Annotated in this window: 17 protein-coding genes; 1 reads left to right on the top strand and 16 read right to left on the bottom strand. The window is 27.3% G+C overall.

Going from position 1 to position 17,734, the window contains the following annotated elements; genetic code table 11:
• Window positions 1-42 precede the first annotated feature (42 nt).
• The 7 genes from BN2409_RS13560 to BN2409_RS13530 form a co-directional block, all read right to left on the bottom strand.
• Window positions 43-474: a hypothetical protein gene (locus BN2409_RS13560; RefSeq protein WP_053957148.1), complete on the bottom strand. Its 432-nt coding sequence runs from the start codon at window positions 472-474 to the stop codon at window positions 43-45.
• 465 nt (window positions 475-939) lie between these two features.
• Window positions 940-1,656: a hypothetical protein gene (locus tag BN2409_RS13555; protein WP_053957147.1), complete on the bottom strand. Its 717-nt coding sequence runs from the start codon at window positions 1,654-1,656 to the stop codon at window positions 940-942.
• 41 nt (window positions 1,657-1,697) lie between these two features.
• Window positions 1,698-1,880 (bottom strand): hypothetical protein, encoded by a 183-nt coding sequence (locus BN2409_RS13550; protein ID WP_053957146.1) that lies wholly within the window; start codon window positions 1,878-1,880, stop codon window positions 1,698-1,700.
• A 97-nt stretch (window positions 1,881-1,977) separates the two neighbouring features.
• Window positions 1,978-5,196, bottom strand: a complete 3,219-nt coding sequence (locus BN2409_RS13545; RefSeq protein WP_053957145.1) for a hypothetical protein — start codon at window positions 5,194-5,196, stop codon at window positions 1,978-1,980.
• Between the two features lie 153 nt (window positions 5,197-5,349).
• Window positions 5,350-6,135 carry a hypothetical protein gene (locus BN2409_RS13540; protein WP_053957144.1) on the bottom strand — a complete coding sequence of 262 codons (786 nt, stop codon included), beginning with the start codon at window positions 6,133-6,135 and terminating at the stop codon, window positions 5,350-5,352.
• Window positions 6,136-6,274: 139 nt separating this feature from the next.
• A complete protein-coding gene (locus tag BN2409_RS13535; RefSeq protein ID WP_053957143.1) occupies window positions 6,275-7,006 on the bottom strand; it encodes an AcrVA2 family anti-CRISPR protein in 732 nt (243 codons plus the stop codon).
• Window positions 7,007-7,342: 336 nt separating this feature from the next.
• A complete protein-coding gene (locus BN2409_RS13530) occupies window positions 7,343-7,726 on the bottom strand; it encodes a hypothetical protein (protein WP_053957142.1) in 384 nt (127 codons plus the stop codon).
• A gap of 385 nt (window positions 7,727-8,111) precedes the next feature.
• Between BN2409_RS13530 and BN2409_RS13525 the strand changes: the two genes are divergently transcribed.
• Window positions 8,112-8,336 carry a helix-turn-helix domain-containing protein gene (locus tag BN2409_RS13525; RefSeq protein WP_053957141.1) on the top strand — a complete coding sequence of 75 codons (225 nt, stop codon included), beginning with the start codon at window positions 8,112-8,114 and terminating at the stop codon, window positions 8,334-8,336.
• Between the two features lie 31 nt (window positions 8,337-8,367).
• Here BN2409_RS13525 and BN2409_RS13520 read toward each other — a convergent pair whose 3' ends face one another.
• From BN2409_RS13520 to BN2409_RS13480, 9 genes are all read right to left on the bottom strand, one after another.
• Window positions 8,368-9,009: a hypothetical protein gene (locus tag BN2409_RS13520; RefSeq protein ID WP_053957140.1), complete on the bottom strand. Its 642-nt coding sequence runs from the start codon at window positions 9,007-9,009 to the stop codon at window positions 8,368-8,370.
• Window positions 9,010-9,568: 559 nt separating this feature from the next.
• The gene (locus BN2409_RS13515; RefSeq protein ID WP_053957139.1) at window positions 9,569-9,925 is read right to left on the bottom strand and encodes a DUF3102 domain-containing protein; all 357 of its coding nucleotides are present in this window, start codon (window positions 9,923-9,925) and stop codon (window positions 9,569-9,571) included.
• A gap of 152 nt (window positions 9,926-10,077) precedes the next feature.
• Entirely contained in the window at window positions 10,078-10,815 is a 738-nt protein-coding gene (locus tag BN2409_RS13510) for a hypothetical protein (RefSeq protein WP_053957138.1), read from the bottom strand.
• Window position 10,816: 1 nt separating this feature from the next.
• Window positions 10,817-11,803: a tyrosine-type recombinase/integrase gene (locus tag BN2409_RS13505; protein WP_053957137.1), complete on the bottom strand. Its 987-nt coding sequence runs from the start codon at window positions 11,801-11,803 to the stop codon at window positions 10,817-10,819.
• A 135-nt stretch (window positions 11,804-11,938) separates the two neighbouring features.
• On the bottom strand, window positions 11,939-12,748 hold the full coding sequence (spo0A, locus tag BN2409_RS13500) for a sporulation transcription factor Spo0A (RefSeq protein ID WP_053957136.1): 810 nt from the start codon (window positions 12,746-12,748) through the stop codon (window positions 11,939-11,941).
• Window positions 12,749-12,961: 213 nt separating this feature from the next.
• Window positions 12,962-14,281, bottom strand: coding sequence for a SpoIVB peptidase (spoIVB, locus tag BN2409_RS13495; protein WP_110943139.1), 1,320 nt, complete (start codon window positions 14,279-14,281; stop codon window positions 12,962-12,964).
• 240 nt (window positions 14,282-14,521) lie between these two features.
• A complete protein-coding gene (recN, locus tag BN2409_RS13490; RefSeq protein WP_053957135.1) occupies window positions 14,522-16,243 on the bottom strand; it encodes a DNA repair protein RecN in 1,722 nt (573 codons plus the stop codon).
• A 15-nt stretch (window positions 16,244-16,258) separates the two neighbouring features.
• Window positions 16,259-16,708 (bottom strand): arginine repressor, encoded by a 450-nt coding sequence (locus tag BN2409_RS13485; protein WP_278320226.1) that lies wholly within the window; start codon window positions 16,706-16,708, stop codon window positions 16,259-16,261.
• Window positions 16,709-16,919: 211 nt separating this feature from the next.
• Window positions 16,920-17,732: a TlyA family RNA methyltransferase gene (locus BN2409_RS13480; RefSeq protein ID WP_053957134.1), complete on the bottom strand. Its 813-nt coding sequence runs from the start codon at window positions 17,730-17,732 to the stop codon at window positions 16,920-16,922.
• Window positions 17,733-17,734: the final 2 nt, after the last annotated feature.

The following is a 17,734-nucleotide window of genomic DNA, read 5'->3' as shown; positions in this document are numbered from 1 at the left end:
TACTACTCAGAATTAAAATATAAATAAAAAAGCAAATAGATATTACCCTACTTGCTTTTCTAAGTATTCTGCATTATTTCTAACATAATATAAAGCTGATACAAACATTTTATAAAATTGTACTTCACTTTTTTGCTCTTGGACTATCTTATATTGCTTAATCATATCTCTATTAATTTCTTCTACTTTCTCTGTATTCTCAGTTCTCATATATTTATCTAACTGTACAATCTTTCTATTACAGAAAGTTTTAAATCCTCGAACTATCTTATTTCTCCAGTTTATTTCTTCATCATATATAAATGAGATTAACTGTTTGCACAATTCTTCTACATCATCAGCTTTATTTTCTGTACAAAACTCTAGTATTTCTTTTACTTCGTCACCTTCATCAATATAAAATTTTAAATCTAAATCCTCGAACTGTCTGAAATATTCACTCAATTCATTTTTAATAATTTCAATTTTTTGCATTACACCTAACCCCTTCCAATTAGATAATTTTAATAAATAATAATATAATTTAGTCAGATTACTCCACAAAAAGAGGACATGTAGCCTTGGAAAGGCGAAATGTCCCTATATAATACAGTTAACAATATATTTGATACAACATATAATAATAACTATCATTGACAATAATTTTAATAAGATATACAATCAAGATAACAATAGTTATAGAGAGAAAAAAAGAGACACGCAGGTTTAGCATTAGCGAAACCTATAATAGTAATTCTAATATATTTATTAATTCTCTTTTTTTTATTAATTCTCTTTTATTTAAAGTGACCCATAAACTGTCTAAATTTGATCAATCTATTCTGCACGAACTGACTGGATTTAATCAGTTTGTTTTGTATTAACTGACTGGATTTGGTCAATTTATACCCCACAGTCAACATGTTGCAAACACTGTTATTTAGCCTGTTTTTATCTAAATTATTGTTTTATATAATATTTGTTTGTTACATCAACTTTTGGATAAACTACATATCTATTAGGTCGCCATTTCTTGACTTCTTCTCCAAATTCATTTGTTTCAAAATATTCCTCTTGTGGCAATATCTTAATTAAATTTCTTGCTTTCTTAATCTTATCTGTATATTTTGAAATAGTTTTTACAGAAGATAGTCCTAAAATTCTTCCTATATGGTCTCTATTTACTTCTGCATAACCTAGTCCATTTGTAGAATCCTGATTTCCATTTTCTTGCCTATGATACTTAAATAGAAAACAAAATATCATAAATCCAATACATTCTAATCTATTAATTTTGTCTGCATATAAGTCTGTAGAAATCATCGCCCAACCTTTTGGATAATCTTCCTCCGTGATAGGTTTTATTTTTACATTCAACAAATCTGTTGGTTTTGTTTTATTTGTCAATGTATTACATTCTATAAGTTTGGCTTTTTTCAATTCCAGCAACATCTTTTTTACCTGCATAGGTCGAGAAAATCCTTTTAAAAAATTTAATTCATCTATAAGTTGTTTAATTTGCAATTGAACAACTTTACTCATATTCATTTCCACACTTACTTTATTAATAGCAAACCATAATGTAAATCTCTTTGCTCCTAACTTACTTATAAAACTATCTCCGCTTTTATCCATTTCATACCATTGATGTGGTACTTTTACAAAACTGTTACTCATATTTAATCTATTCCTTTCGCTTAATTTTCGTATAATTTTAATTACTTACCTTGAATAATTTTTAAATCTTGTTGGATATTACCTTCATTTTTAAAATAAAAAACAGTCTTACCTTCTTCATTTTTGTTTTTCCTTAAGTTTACAATTTGATATTTAAGTTCCAATAATCGTTTTGCAACATATGTTGTGTACACTGCAACATCATCATATCTTTTTTTACACATATTAATTAACTCCCCTTTCGTATACTTATTTGAAAGTTATTTTACACAACTTCCACAAAAAGCGGACATAAGGGATGGAATCCCGTTGTCCCTAACCCTATACCCTTGCCATTACACCAAAATTTTTCTTATTAATGGATTCCGTTCCATCCTTTTTAAGGTGAAATCCAACGATAGTAATGTTTTTTCTATCTTTTAATAAATCAGTAAAATCTTCAAATGCTTCAATTCTTTCATCTTTTAAATTTAATTCATATGCTCCATCTTTCAACCCTTCTCTGATTTCACCAATGATGCTTTCATCTGTCATTCTAAATCTTACTTTCTGTTCTAGTTTTAATCTTATTTTATCTTCTGTAGCAATACGATCTACTACTTTACTATTATCGAATCCTTCTTTTTTTATCTTTCTATATCTTTCATACAAATACTCAATATCACCATTATTACATTTTTGATATCTACATCTAGTCCCTTCGGTTTTTAAGCAGGTAAAAAACAAACTTAATATAAAATTCTCTGTCATTTTCTTCATATTAGAGATAGTTTTACATATAGTCTCTTTATCAAAAGTTTTAACTATCTGATTTGCTACGAGAATATATTTTTTATCTATTTCTTTGTAAGAATCATATTTCTTTTGTTTATTTAATTTTAAGCATAATTGATAATCTCTTTCATCAGTATCAGTCCATATGTCAAATCTGCTTTTATCTCTCTTATACTCCCAGTCTTTTTTGTCTTGTTCTTTACATATTTTTTCAGCTTCTTCTCGCTCTGCATTATAATCTATATATAATTTTTCTATTTCAGCTTTGCATAGCTCATATGTTTCTTGGCAAAATTCTTCATTATCTAAGAATTTTTGTAATATATCTTCCCTTTTTTTAAACTGTGTTTTACTATTGTTTATAATATTTAAAAGATGTCTTTTTACATAATCTGAAAATCTATCTAATAAAGCATTACTTGAATGATAATATTCTCTTTTTCTGACATCTTCTTTGTTTTCTTTATATTGTAAAAAATTTACTTTTCTATCATACTTGTTATCTATAACTTCCATATACTCTTTACTTAGAAATTTTAGTGTCTTTGGTGCATCTATAGCACACATAGAATTGTATAAGCAAATATAAATCTCTTTCTCATTATCATAAAATCTATTCTTGATATATTGTTTTAGCTTATCTTCCATACTCCAACTATTCATAAATATCCCATTCTCTTTTTGTTCGTCAATATGTTCATTAACTTTTTCATTTTTACCTTCTAATTGATCTCTAATCTCTACCCAATCTACAAATTTATTTTCTACAGTGTTATAATAATCTGGAATATGTTGAGCATCAGAATTTATATTGGCTGCCTTCAAAGCTATTCTGCCTATTAGATTTCCTGAAGCTCTAAATGTAGAAATAAATCTATTTTCTTTGTTATATATTAATGACACCTTTTCACCATCATTTTTTGTAATAAAATATTTTCCATCTTGTGGCTTTACCACTGCATTTCTAATGATTTCATTATCAATTTGTGTGATCCCGTCCCCATCACAATCTGCTGAACTCAATAGGCTTAAAATATCTGATTTTTGATTAAAATAAACTAATTCTTTACAATCACTCAACCACCTATCGAGGAATTCATTTTTAACAAAACTTACATTATGTACTTCTGAATAGGCTGATAATGGATTTCTTGAAATTGTTCTTATATCTTCATCATTACAATCATAGCTGTAGAATTGACCTGCATCCAATCCATTTTTACCTTGATCTCTAGTTATGGCAAAATTCATATATGAAATTGGATCAACTGCTATATATTGAAATTTTGCTTTTACTGTAACTTTGCCACATGCAAATTCTCTGACCTTCTTTTCAATTAATTTTTTCAAATTCATTTTTACATAATTTAATTTCACAAATTCGGGATTAATATTAATTAATTCATCTACTTTCTCAACTACATTTTCACATGATTCATTTAATTTTTCTTCAAAATCGTCTTGTTCTTCACTTAAATCTTCACCTACACAATTTTTATAGAATATATTGATATAATCTGTATTGATCACAAATTCTTTGGTATCTTTGATGCAATCATAAGGTTTTAATATTTTTCTAAATAGTTTTAAATCTTGTTTTACCAATTCTTTATAATTGTTTATTGTAAGTGCAAGCACATTTATTAACTGATAATTAGTTCTACGATAATCCTTTATTTCTTTATCAGGTTTATTTACTTTTGTGATATATAATTTATTTAACAAAGCACCATATTTTCTGTATTGCCTTTTATTTAATTTTTCCATTCTATCTCTATACTCTTGCATATTATCAAAATATTTGGCTAGTTTTACCATGCTGTCATTTAACAAGATTGTATTATCTGTTACTGGTTGCCAATCTTTCCAACGATCTAATAATTCATATCCTTTATCAGTTTTTCTGCAAAATTCTGTATCACCTTTATACATATAATCTAAATATTCAATAATATCAAATTTAGTTATAAGCCCTTTTACAGCTATTCCATATGCTCTAATTATCGAAAATTCTATATCATTTCTATTTAATTGTTTTCCAATTGACTCAAATACTTTTGGAGTTGCAATTCCACCACCATCGAAAACATCTATATCATCATCAAAATGAACATCTACAAGATTATAATCAATTTTATCAATCATCTCGCCATCTTCATTTTTTACTTGATGTGTAAATGGTTCTACTGTCTTGTAATCTTTAACAATATGATATGTAGCTTGTGGCAACACTATAAAATTTGGCATATCTATTTCGGCTATTAGATCACTTGTAATAAGGCTTAGACGAGATAATACATCTTTATTAATACAAATTATTTTTTTGGGGTCTGCATCATCTAATTTTTCAATTTCTGCAAATTTGCCCAATGATATTAAATTTTCAACTAACTCACTAAAACCTTGATAATCTTCTCTTATAAATATAGTTTCACATATTCCTTCATACCTTCTTGTATTATCTTCGTTCTTCATGCCACCAACTGTTGCAAACCATGCAATATAATTATTTCCTTCATACTCGATTCCATTAAACCATTGATCTCTTGCTTTATCTTCATCCTTTGGTAAATTAATTTTCAAAAATTCTGTTATTAATTCATTGTTTTTAAATTTTTCACCTTTATACGTTTCTAGTGCATTGATTAAAAAGTTGTATGTACTTTGCTTTGTAATATTTTCATCTGTTATATTTACTACTTTTTTTGCTCTATCTAAATTTCTTTGACTTAATTTTAATACTTTCACAAAATCCATTGTTTTCATATTAAATCCTCCATTGTTTTACGTCCATTGGACTTATTTTATAGTTTGTAAGTTTTACATATATGAAAGGATACTACCCTTCATAAAAAGAGAACATTGCGAATGGAATGAAGCAATGTTCTCAATCATCCATCCCCTATTTAATATTTAAATTTAAAACATACACTTTTTTAAAGCCTGTTTCTGTATCTCATAGGCTAGATTTTTATTTAAACTAGCATGTTGTGGTACTGGAATAGATTTTTGTCCGTTTGAATATATCTTGTGACTTGTTTTTCCTTGCCTTATTGGTTCATAGCCTAAATTATTCAACAACAAATCCATTCTTCTACAATCTGTAATTTTCTTTAATTTTTCATCTTTAGAATCCTTTATTTTTATATAATTTTTCATTTCCTCAGTTTTTGCACTTATTTTTGAATTCATATCTTCTAAAATCTTATTCATACTGTCTTTATATGGACTAATTACTTCTGCTACTATTTCATTTAATAAGTGTGCTATATTGTTAAAAGTTTTTTTGATTTGAAAAAGTAGATTATTTGCTGTTTTTCCAAATTGACAATATTGTGCCATTGCTACAAACTCATATAATCCATCAATTTTTTGTTTTAGCTCGTCTTTTCTCAAAGCAAGAATTTCTTGACTTAATGTAGAAGATGTATCCATGTAGTTTTTTGTATCTATAACATGTTTATCTAATAAATCAAATCTCTTGAAATATTCATCTGCGTATAAAGTTACTGTTTCCCAACTATTTATTTTTTCTAAACTATCTACTATCTCATCAGCTAAATTTTGAGTTATCTTATATCTTTCGTACATTTTTTTATCAACATATTCGCTGATTAGATCATTCATTTCCTCCATCATAAAATTTTCAATTTCCATTTTTTTAGCTTTAAATTTCCTTATAATTTTTAATTCTTCTGGTCTCATTCCCAATTCTCCCCTTTGTAATTTTCAATTTTTGAATATAAAAAGGAAGGGCATAGAAGTTTATACCCTTCTCGGCTTTTGGTACTATGTAGTTTTGTAGGATTTAACCTTTAAATTTTACACCATAATCTATCACATTTTACACTTGATACACTTTCCCTGAAATCTTATTCTTATCCCCTCGAACCTGTGGTTTAATCCATGTCTTTTTACCACTTTTATACGTTCTCCAATGTCCTCTTACTGTCCAACCAAAAGTATGACGTTCATATTGTTTTTTCTCTTCTTCTGTCAATTGAATATGATCTGTATTTAATCTAATGATATTTTGCTTAATCAATTTTATCTTTGATTTCTTACCTGTTTTCTTGGCTTTTTTAGATTGAGATTTTCTTTTGTGAATTTTGATTTGTTTAATTATTTGTTCTTGGTTGAATGATGTATATGCATTAATATATAAAACAGATTGTATATCTTGATTTATCCATGTACGCAAATGTTTTTCAGCCTCATCTTTATCTTTTACTTCATCTTCATTATATTTTATTTCATAATACACCTGATTATTGCATATTATATCCTCTTTTGTTTTCTCAAAATTAAAATCAAATTCATACAATTTAACCAATTCACCAGTTTTTTCATTTTCTAAATAATACATACAAAATTCATTATTTTTCTTGTGAATTATATTATTTGAATATATTATTATCACTTCATCGAATACATCTTTTATTTGCTGAGTATTCTCTTTTAAATAACTTAAATTATCCATATACCACTTTGCTAATATATGTGTATTTTCATCTGTAAGTTCAATTCTATCCAGTTTCGATAATTTTTCTAATGTTGTTTTTTTTCTATCTACCATCAATATTCCCCCTTGGTAAAATAAAAATTTTAAACTTTTTTCAAAAAAAGTATGACATAATATATATTATGTAGTATAATAGTTAAAACGAAGTTAATAATAACAATTAAGAATACATACATATTTGATGCGATGCAAAAACAATATAGCTTGTCTAGTTGCAAAAAACAGGTATTAATTTCATTGTACCATGTTTTTGTTGTGTTTGTACAACTTCAAATTTGGTCAATTTTGGTAATGATATGGATTTATATTACATATTCTCTACTTTTCTTTGTGTTTATTAAAATATCTGAATATTTCACATAAATGACTACTTGTGGGAGTAGTTATTTTTTATGCAATTTTGATTCTATTTTCGCACTCGTTTTTAATCATACATACATCGCAAGATAAACTCTGAATCTCTCTTGGAGCAGCTTGTCTGAATTCACAATCTACCATTTCATATGTACCAAAATCCTCATCCCACTCGTATATTTTATGAAATCTAACGGTCATAAGCGATTCAGTTTCATCATTCCATACCTGAAATAATCCTTTGTACATTTCCTCAACATCATAGTCCCCACTTGAAAAGTTCAAATCTTCTAATGTAGCGACTCTAAATGTTGTACCTTGTTTAGCTTCTTTAATATCAAAAGTAAAATGTGGATGACAGTATTCTTCACCATTTCTAACTTCGTGTTTGTCTGTGTATCTGTACAATGTTCTAATCATTTGTTTTTTCCCCCTTGTGGTTTTTATTATAAACCCATTTTTTTCATTTTACAACGATGGGTTTTTCGACACGATTTGTAAAAGTTTTACAAATGCTTTGTGTTTTGTAACTGCTTAATTGCTCTCAAGTAGATTAGAAATTCCTTTGCAGATCCTGCAAAAGCAAGTATCAATTTATTCACCTCCTGTTTAATATCTCTCTTACAATTCTTAGTATATCACCACTCGTATTATATGTCAACATATATTATTGTATTTTTATATATTATATGTTAGAATATATTATTGTATGTTTACATATAATATGATAAAATATAATGTTAGGCTTTTGTATTGTATATTCATGTATTATATGTTAAAATATAATACGAAAGGGATGATGGACATGGGGAAAATAATATTAAAATTAGAAGAAGTTTTAGATAAGAAAGAAAAAACGGTGTATTGGTTAGCGAAACAAACAGGAATATCTAATAATAATTTACACAAAATTGTTGCTAATGACACTACATCTATTCGATTCGATAAGTTAGTTTCCATTATGGAAGCTCTTGAAATTACTAATATAGAAGATATAATGCAATATGCTTCAAACGAAAAAGAAGACTAGAAATTGATCTAGTCTTCTTATGTCTATATTATTATCTTGGATATATTGTCAATTGTTCGCGAAAATCTTGTACAACATGCTCATCAAAATTTGTTAGCATAACTAGGGTATATTCGTATGTATTTTCATATTTTGCTACATATCTTAAAAACGCTTCAACTCTATGCCATCCATCTATTACATTTACCTCTCCTGAATGGACAGTTACAACATGATCTTTGTATTCAATATTTTCATTACCATCTTTAAAGACATTCAAACAAATAACATATGGAATATACTTCTTGTTTTCGAGTACTTCATATATGAAATCTACTAACTCATATTCTTTTGCTTCTACGATAGTTTTATAACCAGATTTTGTTTTTTTAACTACTTCATGATTCTGTGAGCTAAAATCATAATTTATCTTTCCTAAATGTATTAGATTAACAATATCTTTTATTTTCATCACGCCTATCCATTCATCAGGTTCTGCTTGTAATGCCTTTTCAACCTTAAAACTTCTAAGTGTTCTATTTTTATGTTTTATTTCTCTTTTTTTAAAAATTTCTACACAATACTCTTGTACATTTTTCCCTGCCTTTTTCGATTCTTCTAATAACTCTTGATATACTCCCTTTGGTATTGTAATTTTTGATTTATCTAATTCATCTTTTTTTTCTTTGTCCAAAACTGAATCCTCCTAGTATCTATTTTTTTTTGTACAAGTAATATATTACAAAAAGTCATCTTGATTAGCAACTCTAATTTTTTTATTTTACATACTTTCTGCTATTAGTATTTCAAATCACCTTACAAGGATTTTAAGGTGTTTTATTTCAGAACAAGTATAATCTATCCAATCCAAAAATTAAATTGCTTAAAATTGATTGTAGTGGGTTTTCTTTAAAGGAAGGTTTGGAAATACTAGAGTAAAAAGGGTACAATCTACCAAAATTACTTGCTATAAGTTGAACATATTGCTAATGCTGATGTTTTTGATATAAAACAAACAACAAAACAAACAACAATAACAATACACAAGGAACAAGGTTTTAGGTTGTTGTGAGTTTTTGTGAAAGTTGACCAAAATTTATTTTGGGAAACTTAGAAATGTAAATCTAATATATTATTAAATCTATATTTTATTAAATCTAATATATTAAGAAAGTGGGTGTATTTTTGTCCAAAAATCAGCAAAAATTCTAGAAAATTTGTTCGTTTTTAAACAAAAATTCTAGAAAATTTGTTTAAAAATCAGCAAAAATTACCCATATAGTAATTGCAACGGTTTGAGGGGTGCGAAATGAGATGAAAATTTTACCTGTTCCTAGATTCAAAGGCGACTTTGATTCTCCATTCACTTTATGAGGTTGAGAAATAAAATCTTCACGTTGTTCTTGAGGAATAGAAAGAAGTGAAAAAATTTTACCCGTTCCTAAATTACGCATCGATGCGTAATCTTTATATTCATTTGCTACTCGCATAAACTTATTAGCTGTTTGTTGACTAAATTCAACTCTTTTATCTAACCATTTTCCCCATTCCCCATGAGGTAAACTTTTAAGCCATTTTATTTTTAAAGTGGACTCATTATACCTATTCACTCATCAATGCTCTTAAATTTTTCATAGCGTCATTTTAGACAAATAAACAGGGTATAGATGACTTGATTTTGGGTATACTAAATACACCTTTTCAATATACTTTTTGAAAAAGTTTTTAAATACCCTTGAAAAATCTCATAACTTTGATAAAATTATTTTAGCAACATCTTTTCTAATTCTTCTTTAGAATAAAGAGATGTTCTTTGGAAAAAGTTATGAAATTTGTTTTTACCTTGATACCTAGTGTTGGTGGCACTAGGTATTTTACTTTTTTGAGGTTCTTTGTGTACATCGTGTACATTACTATCTGATATACTAGCAATTAAGTTTAATTGTGCCTTTATATTGACACATAACGTGTTTAAATATGATTTAAGGTTATTTACTATAGTCCCATGTTTTACAGCTCTTTGTAGACATTGTACGGCTTTTTTAACTATATCTATAGAATACTTTTTTTCTAATTGTTTCTTTATAGATTCTACATCTATAGTTTTCTCTACAATCACACTCTTATCAGTATTATTCTTGTTATGTTCCTTTTTATGAACTACCTCATCCCCCTCGTGAACCACATGTTCATAACTTTTCGACTTCTTCTCCTTGTATATTAATTCTGCTTCTTTATAGAAGTAATATTCATTTGTATTATATTCCATTTTTTCTTTGTTAAAGCTTTTCTTTTTAATTAAGAATTCATTTTCTACTAAATATCTAATAGCTTTTAAAACTGTATTCTTTGATCTTCCTGTTTCTTCTACTAAACGTTTAATACTTACAGTAGATTTCATTGTACTAAAATTCATGAATCTTTTAATTTTTTCATATACAAGATAAGGATCACCTTTTAGCATATCCTGTATATCGTGTCTAGTAATTGAGGTGTACATATTATCTAGCACCTCCTCTTAAATTCATGAGTGGGCTAAATTGTTGATAATTTTTTCTAATATCATCATTTGTAAGGTCTAAATATGCTTGTTCTGTGATTTTTACTGAACTATGCCCAAGGATCACAGAAAGTGTATGAATATTCCCACCACTCATAAGGAATCTTTTAGCAAAGTTATTTCTAAGTTGATGAGGATGAATTTTAAGCCCTACTCTATTACCATATTCTTTTATTTTCTTTTCAAAAGAGTGAATTAGAATAGGAGTACCTTTTTTAGAACAAAATAGATAATTTGATTCTGTATATCTATCTTTATATTGAATCCATCTTTTTAGTTGTGTATACATAATTTGACTGAAATATATATATCTACTTTTCTTTGATTTTGTATTCTCTGCTTTTAGAAATATACTCTTATAATTCAAATCTATATTATCTGATTGAATTAATAAACATTCTCCAATCCGCATTCCAGTATCGAGTAATAATTGAATTATAATATAATCTCTATATTCATGAAATTTAGTAGTATCAATGTGTCTAAGCATATTCATAAATTGTTCATCTGTTATAAAATCTTTTGGTTTTCTATCATTTTTTAATTGCTTAATTTTTGAAACAACATCTTTTTGTATATAGTTTTGATCTTTTAAGAAATTAAAAAATACCTTTAAGTTTCTTATGTAATTATTAATTGTAGTAATAGATATTTTTTTTGCATAATCTTTTCTATTACTAGGCATATTATAATGTGAAGTATTTTCGTTAGATACTATAGTATATTTACCTCTTTCTTTGGTATAATTGATATATTCTCTTAATATTTTTTCATCTACTTGTTTTATATTTATAATATTTTTTTCATATTCTAAATATTTAGAAAATAATTTCAGTGTTTGTTCATAACTCATCATAGTTTTTTTAGCTAAATTTTTTGATTCACAATAGATCATAAAATCGTCAATTAAAAAATCAATTTTTTGCATAAAAATAGACTCCTCTCATTTAGCAATAAATAAAAGAAGTCTATTGATATTTTTTTAAAGATTTATTGGTATATTTAAAGGTTTTTTATAGTTTGGACTACTTGCCGATTCCATACAATAGTTGGAAATACCAATTTATACAGCAGTTCTTTCTATTCTTAATTTATCTGCAACCATAGCGATAAATTCACTATTTGTAGGTTTTCCTTTATCATTATGTACAGTATATCCAAATAAATTATTAATAGTATCTACTTTGCCTCTACTCCATGCTACTTCAATAGCATGTCTTATAGCTCTTTCTACTCTACTTGGAGTAGTATTAAATTTTTTAGCAATCGATGGATATAATTCTTTTGTAACGGCACTTAACATTTCTATATTTTCTACTACCATAGAAATAGCTTCTCTTAAGTATAAGTATCCTTTAATATGTGCAGGAACACCTATTTCATGAATAATATTTGTAATTTTTGCTTCTAAACTTTGTGAGACATTATTAGAAGTAGTTGAAGATGGGTTAATCAATAAATTTTTAAATTCATTTTTCTTTTCTGGAACAAATTGTACGTTTCCAGACAATTGACGAATTCTTTTGATAAAAATTTCAAAATCAAAAGGTTTTACCACATAGTAATCTGCTCCTAAATTAATTGCTCTTTGTGTAATTTTATCTTGCCCTACAGCTGATAAGACAATAATTTTAGGTGCTTTTTTCAAGTTCATAGAAGCTAATCTTTCTAATACTCCTAATCCATCAAGATGTGGCATAATAATATCTAATACTAATACATCAGGTAATTCTTTAGACACAAGATCTACTGCTTCTAATCCATCTTTAGCAATGCCTACAACTTCCAAACCATTTTGTTTTTCTAGATATTCACTTAGAATGTCACAAAAATCCTTATTATCATCCGCAATTAAAACACTAATATTCTTCACTGAGTTACCCCCCCAAACATTTTTACACTAAAAAATTTATTTCTTTAAAACTTATTCGACAACGAGATGATATTTCCTTCTATTTTGGAAAAGATTACTATATATTTTTGTATTTTTCTAAAAACTTCCATATTCCTATTAAAATTGCTAATAATATAAATAAAATTTTTTTATTATCTTATTAAAAATAGAAGATACTCTAAAGAGCATCTTCTATTGTGCTAAACCATAATCATCTGCAACTTGGTTATTTTGAAGTAAATCTATTCCTGCTTCTTGCATCATCCATTCAATAAATAGACCGTAACCTTTAGAGGGATCATTTACAAATACATGAGTTACTGCTCCTATGAGTTTGTTATTTTGTATAATAGGACTGCCACTCATTCCTTGTACAATTCCTCCACTTTTTTTGAGTAATCTAGGGTCTGTTACTCTTATGACCATACTTTTTGTATTTGGGGTACGTTGTCTATTAACTTTTTCAATATAAACTTCAAAAGCTTCTACTTTATTATTATCAATAGTGGTTAAAATAGTTGCTTTTCCTTCTTTTACTTGATATTGATATCCAATTTCTATAGGTTTTTGATAAAGCTCATTGATCAAAGGATCATGTGCTTCTCCATAGATACCAAAATTTGTATTTTTCTTTAAGTTTCCAATAGGATTGCTGGTTTCATAAAAAATTCCTTTTATTTCTCCAGGTTTTCCTTTTTTACCTTGTTCTATAGATGTAACCTTAGATTTAACAATTTGTCCATTGTCTACAGTTAATAATAAACCTGTATCTACATCTGTAATGGCATGTCCTAAAGCACCAAATTGATTTGTAGCAGGATGATAGAAAGTTAGGGTTCCAATCCCAGCAGTTTTGTCTCTTACCCATACTCCTATTTTATACTCTTCATCTTCTACAGATTGAATAGGTAAAACATCTACATGAAATACTTCATTTCTACGTTTTACTTTTAAATTCAATTTATGATTTTTATTGTCATTTACTATTTTTGTCACATGATCAGCATCTTTTATTTTTATGTGATTCATTTCAAGAATACTATCTCCTATAGTAAGTCCAGCTTCTTCTGCAGGATTATGGTATTTATGATCTATTCCTTTGATTTCTTCTAATCCAACTACCAAAACGCCTTTTGTATTTAGTCTTACTCCTACGGATTGACCACCAGGAATGATTTTTGTCTTAGGTACTACATCTACTTTTACGCTTCCAAAAGGTATAATCCCTAATAGCTTTACTTGAATATTTGTTTTACCAATGTTTACAGGATCCAAGTATAGCATTTTTTTGTCTTTTTCAGTTTTAGGAGATAATTTTAAAATATTTGTATCTATTTTAGTATGATCAATTTGAAAAGGAAATCTAATATGGAGAGATTGCTTTTCATCCTCCAATATTTTAATTTCCGCAGGAACATTGATTATTTTTTCAAAGCTTAAGGAATAGAAACTGACTAATAACAGTAATACAAAAAATATCAAAAAAATACGATTTGACTTATTGCTGAACAATCAATATCACACTCCTATTTTCCCCTAAAAGCTTTTTTGCCTTCAAAAAGAGTGTTCATGATATATAATTAATTTAGCCTAATTTTAAAAGGTTTATTCTTCATAAAAATTGTAATCTACTTATACACCTTTAAATCAATAGGTTGGATAATATTTCAAAAACAATAAAATCTACCTTTAGAATTTTAAAAGGTAGATTTTTATATTTTATGATTTTTTTTAAAAAAATTGCGATATTTTTTATAACAGGAATTTTTGTTTGAAGGATTTTCCTATTTCTAGCATTTCTTTGGCATGCTCCATTGTTAAGTCAGTTAATGAAGTTCCTCCTAATAATCGTCCCAATTCGGTAATTCTTTCTTCGTGAGATAATTTTTTGATGTTTGTAATGGTCATATTATTTTGAACTTGTTTTTCAATATAAAAATGATGATCTGCCATTAATGCAATTTGTGGTAGATGAGTAATACATAAAATTTGATGAGTTTGAGATATGGTAGCTAATTTTTCACCTACAATATTTGCAGTTCTTCCACTAATTCCCGTATCTATTTCGTCAAAAATTAAGGTCGAAATATTATCAGACTTTGCTAAAATTGTTTTAAAAGCTAACATCATTCTAGATAGTTCTCCTCCAGAAGCAACTTTTGATAATGGTTTAGGTTCTTCACCTAAATTTGTAGAAATTAAAAACTCGATCTTATCTATTCCATTAGCATGAAAATAATTTTCATCTAAATTTTTGGCATCATGAATAAAATGAGTTTGAAATGTGGCTTTATTCATATTTAAACTCATCAATTCTTGAGATATTTTATTTTGTAAACGATCTCCTATGGATCGTCTTGATTCACTTAATTTTATAGCTACTTTCATATATTCTTTTTTGACTTTTTCTATTTGTTCTTGTAACTCTATGGAAATGTTTTCGCTATTTTCAATTTCTTCTAATTCCAAACCAATTTGTTTTCTGTATTTCAGTATTTCTTCTATATTATTTCCATATTTTCTCTTTAAATCATTGATTGTATCTAATCTTTTTTCTACATATTCCAATAATGCAGGATCAAATTCTACCTGATCTCTATAATCCATAATATCTCTAGAGACATCTTCAATAGTATATAAAGATTCTTGAAGGGTTTCAGAAATAAGGCGAAGTTTTAGATCGAAGTCTCTGATGCTTTCTAGATCTTTCACAATACGTCCAATTTCATCAATAATAGATGTATGAATATGATCACCATGGTATAGTTTTTCATGTGCATTAGACATGATATGAAATATTTTTTCACTATTAGAAAGAAGCTGATGCTTTGTAATTAGCTCTGTTTCTTCTTCTTCTTTTAAATTACATGCATCAATTTCTTGAATTTGAAATTTAAGCAAATCTTTTTTTCTTTCTCTTTCTATTTTATTTCCACATAAAGATTCCAATTTATTTTCTAAAGATTTTAATTGATAAAATTTAGAAGAAACTTCCTGTTTGAGTATGTAAATTTCTTTTTCATCAAAAGAATCTAGTATATGAATATGATTTTCTGGATAAAGCAAAGATTGGTGTTGATGTTGGCCATGAATATCAATAAAATGTCTGCTAATTTCTTTCACTAATGAAACTGTAATGACTCTATCGTTTATCCTACAAGTACTTCTACCACTACTATAAATTTCTCTTGTCAAAATAATTGTATGATCTTCTAATAAATCAATGCCTTTATCTTTTAATAAATTTTCTAGATTTTTATCATTACATTTAAAAATTAATTGAATGACAGATTTATCTGAACCTGTTCGAATATAATTTTTATCTGCTCGTTCTCCAATAGCCATATTTACTGCATCTATAATAATAGATTTACCAGCGCCTGTTTCTCCTGTAAGAATGTTTAATCCTTCATAAAAATGAATATCTAAATGTTCGATCAATGCAAAATCATGGATGATTAACTCCAAGAGCATATATATACCCCCAGCCTATTTCATAAGTTGTTTAAAATGTTCTACCAATTCTTCTATTTTTTCTTCATGACGAACAAGAATAAAAATGGTATCATCGCCTGCTATAGTTCCTACAATTTCCTTTAATCCTAGTGCATCAATAGAAGCACATGCAGCATTTCCAGCTCCTACTAGAGTTTTTAAAACAATCATATTTCCAGCGTAATCTATAGATAAAATACAATCTTTAAAAAGTTTTACCAATCTATCAGAAATAGCAGGTTCTTGCTGATGCATAGCAGCATATTTATACCTTCCATTTTTTCCTAAAACTTTAATTAATCTTAATTCTTTTATATCTCGAGATACGGTAGCTTGTGTGACTTGAATATTATTTTTTTTGAGTGCTTCTGCTAATTCTTCTTGAGTTTCGATTTCATATTCATCTATAATTTCCAATATTTTAGCATGTCTTGCATATTTCATAATGTACCTCCTATTATTTATGATTTTGAACAAAGTCAAAAGTTAAATTCAAGAGACTGTGTTCAAATACATAACTTTATACATATAATAAAATTATGTAAGCATATGAAATATTCTACATCTTTCATCTTTATCCTTTATATTTTATACATTATTTATGCAAAAAACAAAATCTTCTAAAAGAAGATTTATAGATAGATCCTTTAAAAGGTTATTTGTCATTAAGGATTTCATGAGAGGCTTTCACGACAGATTCAATTATATTCATATCAAGAGGTTCATTAGATTCAACATTTTCAAGGTATCCAAGATATTCAATGTTTCCTTCTGGTCCCTTAATAGGAGAAAAGGATAATCCTTTTATGGTAAATCCTGCGCTTAGTGCAAAGGAAAGAATATTTTCAATGACTTCTTTATGAACTTTTATATCTCTGACAACTCCTTTTTTTCCTACCTTCTCCCTACCTGCTTCAAATTGAGGTTTGATTAGACAAACAATTTCACCATTTTTTTTCATTAATTTTTTTAGTACAGGAAGTACTAATTTCAAAGATATAAAAGAAACGTCTATCGAAGCAAAATCAATTTCTTCATTGATATCCTCTTTTTCTACATATCTTATGTTGGTTCTTTCCATGACAACTACTCTATCATCTTGTCTTAACTTCCAATCAAGTTGTCCATATCCAACATCAATAGAAAAAACTTTAGTAGCTCCATTTTGGAGCATACAATCCGTAAATCCTCCTGTAGATGAACCAATATCCATAGCTTTTTTATTGGAAAGCTCTATAGAAAATTCTTTCATAGCTTTTTCTAGTTTTAATCCCCCACGACTTACATAGGGAAGGACATTACCTTTTACTTCTATTTCTGCATCAATAGGGACTTTCATTCCTGCTTTATCTATTCGTTGATGATTTACAAATATAATTCCTGCCATAATATTTTTTTTTGCTTTTTCACGGGAATCAAAAAATCCCCTTTCTACCAAAAGCATATCCAATCTGTTCTTTTCTCCCATTT

The sequence above is a fragment of the Inediibacterium massiliense genome (assembly GCF_001282725.1).
In the GTDB taxonomy this organism is placed as follows: Bacteria; Bacillota; Clostridia; order Peptostreptococcales; family Thermotaleaceae; genus Anaerophilus; species Anaerophilus massiliensis.
This window is presented reverse-complemented; position numbering and strand designations above follow the sequence as displayed.

Bases quoted from the DNA above. Each gene is read 5' to 3' on its own strand.
- BN2409_RS13480 (WP_053957134.1), bottom strand. From the start codon at position 17,732: ATGGGAGAAAAGAACAGATTGGATATGCTTTTGGTAGAAAGGGGATTT.
- recN (WP_053957135.1), bottom strand. From the start codon at position 16,243: ATGCTCTTGGAGTTAATCATCCATGATTTTGCATTGATCGAACATTTA.
- BN2409_RS13540 (WP_053957144.1), bottom strand. From the start codon at position 6,135: ATGAGACCAGAAGAATTAAAAATTATAAGGAAATTTAAAGCTAAAAAA.
- BN2409_RS13485 (WP_278320226.1), bottom strand. From the start codon at position 16,708: ATGAAATATGCAAGACATGCTAAAATATTGGAAATTATAGATGAATAT.
- BN2409_RS13555 (WP_053957147.1), bottom strand. From the start codon at position 1,656: ATGAGTAACAGTTTTGTAAAAGTACCACATCAATGGTATGAAATGGAT.
- BN2409_RS13510 (WP_053957138.1), bottom strand. From the start codon at position 10,815: ATGTACACCTCAATTACTAGACACGATATACAGGATATGCTAAAAGGT.
- BN2409_RS13545 (WP_053957145.1), bottom strand. From the start codon at position 5,196: ATGAAAACAATGGATTTTGTGAAAGTATTAAAATTAAGTCAAAGAAAT.
- BN2409_RS13530 (WP_053957142.1), bottom strand. From the start codon at position 7,726: ATGATTAGAACATTGTACAGATACACAGACAAACACGAAGTTAGAAAT.
- BN2409_RS13505 (WP_053957137.1), bottom strand. From the start codon at position 11,803: ATGCAAAAAATTGATTTTTTAATTGACGATTTTATGATCTATTGTGAA.
- BN2409_RS13550 (WP_053957146.1), bottom strand. From the start codon at position 1,880: ATGTGTAAAAAAAGATATGATGATGTTGCAGTGTACACAACATATGTT.
- BN2409_RS13525 (WP_053957141.1), top strand. From the start codon at position 8,112: ATGGGGAAAATAATATTAAAATTAGAAGAAGTTTTAGATAAGAAAGAA.
- BN2409_RS13535 (WP_053957143.1), bottom strand. From the start codon at position 7,006: ATGGTAGATAGAAAAAAAACAACATTAGAAAAATTATCGAAACTGGAT.
- BN2409_RS13560 (WP_053957148.1), bottom strand. From the start codon at position 474: ATGCAAAAAATTGAAATTATTAAAAATGAATTGAGTGAATATTTCAGA.